We start from the raw sequence: 2,625 nt of genomic DNA, 5'->3' as shown, positions 1-2,625 counted from the left end.
TGGCGGGACCGGGCGCTCCGGCGCGACGACCGGCGCGGCCTCGAGCGCCCGGGTCAACGGGATGACCCGGGCGTCGCCCGTCCGCTGCGGGTGCGCCCGACCGTACCGGTCGTCGGGTTCGGCGTACCGCGCGCCGGTCTCGCTGTGCACGGTCACGCGGCGTCCTTGGTCCGGGCCTGGCGCGCCCGCTCGTCGCGCTCGATGTCGGCCAGGATGTCCGACCACCGGATGCCCCGCGCGAAGCCGGACATCGGGACGTCGCGCCGCGCGCCGCCCAGCGGCCACGGCGCGTGCGCGACGGCCTCGTCGGTGACGTCTCCCGCGACCTGCGCGGCGTCCCGGGGCTCGCCGTGCGGGTCGAACGGGTTGCGGTCCGCCGTGCGGTCCTCGGTGCGGTCTTCGGTGCTCATCGGGGTTCCCTCCCTGCGGGTGGTCGGGGGTCAGGCGGTGGCGCGCAAGCGGTCGTCGAACCGCAGGTAGTCGCCGCCGTAGAACAACAGGGGGTCGCCGCCCGTGCCGCTCGACGCGAGCACGCGGCCGACGAAGATCGAGTGGTCGCCGCCGACGTGCACGGAGTCCAGCGCGCACTCCAGCCAGGCGAGCGCGCCGCCGAGCAGCGGTGCGCCGGTGCGCGGGCCGGGCGTCCAGTCGACCGCGTCGAACTGGGCGAGCCCACCGGGACGCCGCCAGTCGGCGAAGTGCCGCGCCACGTCGCGCTGGTCCGCGCCGAGCACGGACACGGCGTACGAGCCGGCTTCGACGATCGCGCTGTGCATCCGGGCCACGCGGGACACGCAGCACAGCACGAGCGGCGGTTCCAGCGACACGGACGTGAACGAGTTGGCCGTCATCCCGTGCGCGTGCTCGCCGCCGGCGGTGAGCACGGTGATGCCCGTGGCGAACCGGCTCATCACCTCGCGCAGGCCGGCCCGCGCGGGCAGCAGCGGCCCGGCGGCGGGTTCCGGCGGCTTCGCGCCGGGTCCGCGCACGGTCCCGTCGGCGTCGGTCAGGTAGTGCTGGGGCATGTCGGTCGCCTCCGCTCAGGCCCGGACGGCCCGGAACGCGCCGGGCGCGCGACCCGGACCGGCCGGACCGCGGTAGGCCTGGGCGACGTCGAGCCAGTGGTCGGCCAACTCGCCCTCGGCGCGCACGTCCACGTCGTCGCGGTGCCGCCGTCGGGTGGCCAGCAGGAGGAAGTCCTCGGCGCTGCCGGTCACGCGCTGGTCGGCGTCCTCGGGGCCGAACGCCCACAGGGCGCCGGACGGCGCGGTGATCTCGAACCGGAACTCGGCGTCCGGCGGCGTGAGGCCGCGGGCCTGGTACCCGAAGTCGCGCACCCGCACGGCGAACGCCACGATGTGCCGCAGCCGGTCGGTGCGCTCGCGGCGCACCCCCAGCGCGTCGGCGATGTCCTGCCCGTGCGCGAAGGTCTCCATCATCCCGGCGGCGGCGAGGATCGCCGGCGGCAGCGGGTTGACCAACCACGGCACGAGCCGGTCCGCGGGCACGGCGGCCAGCGCGGCGATGCCCGCGTCCCGCTCGGCGCGCCAGCGGGCGAGCAGCTCGGGCCCGGGCGTGCCGAGGTAGCCCGCCAGGGCGCCGTTGACGGCCGCGTCGAACCCGGCGGTCATCGTCTTCGTCATGGCGGTGAACGCGTTCGGGTCGGCCGCCGCGAGGCCCGCGATGCGGAAGATGAACGCGAGGTGCCCCACCTGGTGCCGGACGGCCCAGCCCGGCGCCGGGGTCGGGACGTCCCAACCCGCCTCGTCGAGGTCGGCCACCAACGCGTCGATCTCGACCGCGTCGGCGGTGAGGTCCGCGACCACGTCCTGCAAGCTCATCACCGTCTGGTCCTCTCGCCGGAAGGTCTGGGAGGGACGGCGGCCACCCGACCGGGCCAGGGGGGAAGGGCCCTTTCGGGTGGCCGCCGCACCGTCGCACCGGGGCCACGAGACCGACGACGAGAGCCGGTGCGTCTCGGGGGTGTCCGGTCGTGCCGGTGACGAAGCTCCCGGTGCGACAGGTCAATCGTCTCCGCCGGCGACGGCCGGCGTCTTCTCCTCGCGCGCCGTCCTCGGCGCCAGTGCCGCCGCCGCGGTCCACGCGGCCCACGACACCACCGTCACCAGTGCCCGGTCGTCCGCCCCGAGGGCGCGCACGTCCGCCACGTCCTCGTCGGTCACCCGGTAGGACGCCTTGGCCGTGAGCAGCGCCAAGCGTCCCGCCGGACGGTCCACTTCGGACAGTTCGGCCAGGGGTCCGTCCAGCCACGCCGGTCCCAGCGCGGGCGACGTGCCGTCCCACTCCGCCACCTGCCGCGCCACCAGCCCGCGGACGCGGTCGGGCACGACGTCGGCGGCGGCCGCGTCGATCGTCCTCCCGACGGCGTCGAGGACGTCGTCACCGGTCGCATCGAGCAGCGGCAGGGACGCGCCGGGCGTCACGTCCGGTCCCGGCCGCAGCACGCGGCCCAGCACGGCCCGCGCGGCGGTCAACCCGCGCGCGGGCGGTGGCAGCGGTTGCGGGTCGAGGAACACGTTGACCACGCGGTTGAGGTAGTGGAACGCGGTCGCGACCGCCGACAGCCCCGCCACCGCGCTCTCCGGCACCGCGCCCTCCGGCACC

At 76.4% G+C, this 2,625-nt stretch carries 3 protein-coding genes and 1 pseudogene; all 4 read right to left on the bottom strand.

All coding sequences use genetic code 11. The annotated features are described in order from the left end of the window. Positions 1 to 152 precede the first annotated feature (152 nt). Positions 153 to 410: a DUF6222 family protein gene (locus ACFQ3T_RS35845; RefSeq protein ID WP_380730473.1), complete on the bottom strand. Its 258-nt coding sequence runs from the start codon at positions 408 to 410 to the stop codon at positions 153 to 155. Positions 411 to 440: 30 nt separating this feature from the next. Beyond that, positions 441 to 1,025, bottom strand: coding sequence for a flavin reductase family protein (locus tag ACFQ3T_RS35840; protein ID WP_380730471.1), 585 nt, complete (start codon positions 1,023 to 1,025; stop codon positions 441 to 443). Between the two features lie 15 nt (positions 1,026 to 1,040). Further along, positions 1,041 to 1,841: a TIGR03084 family metal-binding protein gene (locus tag ACFQ3T_RS35835; RefSeq protein WP_380730469.1), complete on the bottom strand. Its 801-nt coding sequence runs from the start codon at positions 1,839 to 1,841 to the stop codon at positions 1,041 to 1,043. A 183-nt stretch (positions 1,842 to 2,024) separates the two neighbouring features. Continuing rightward, positions 2,025 to 2,625: pseudogene (locus ACFQ3T_RS35830) on the bottom strand (carboxymuconolactone decarboxylase family protein); the annotation flags it as partial.

This window comes from Saccharothrix hoggarensis, from assembly GCF_042678885.1.
Lineage (GTDB): Bacteria > Actinomycetota > Actinomycetes > Mycobacteriales > Pseudonocardiaceae > Actinosynnema > Actinosynnema hoggarensis.
The sequence above is the reverse complement of the archived record's forward strand: the minus strand, read 5'-3'. Positions and strand labels throughout refer to the sequence as shown.

Excerpts from the sequence above, each read along its gene's own strand:
- ACFQ3T_RS35845 (WP_380730473.1), bottom strand. The coding sequence starts at position 410 with ATGAGCACCGAAGACCGCACCGAGGACCGCACGGCGGACCGCAACCCG.
- ACFQ3T_RS35840 (WP_380730471.1), bottom strand. The coding sequence starts at position 1,025 with ATGCCCCAGCACTACCTGACCGACGCCGACGGGACCGTGCGCGGACCC.
- ACFQ3T_RS35835 (WP_380730469.1), bottom strand. The coding sequence starts at position 1,841 with ATGAGCTTGCAGGACGTGGTCGCGGACCTCACCGCCGACGCGGTCGAG.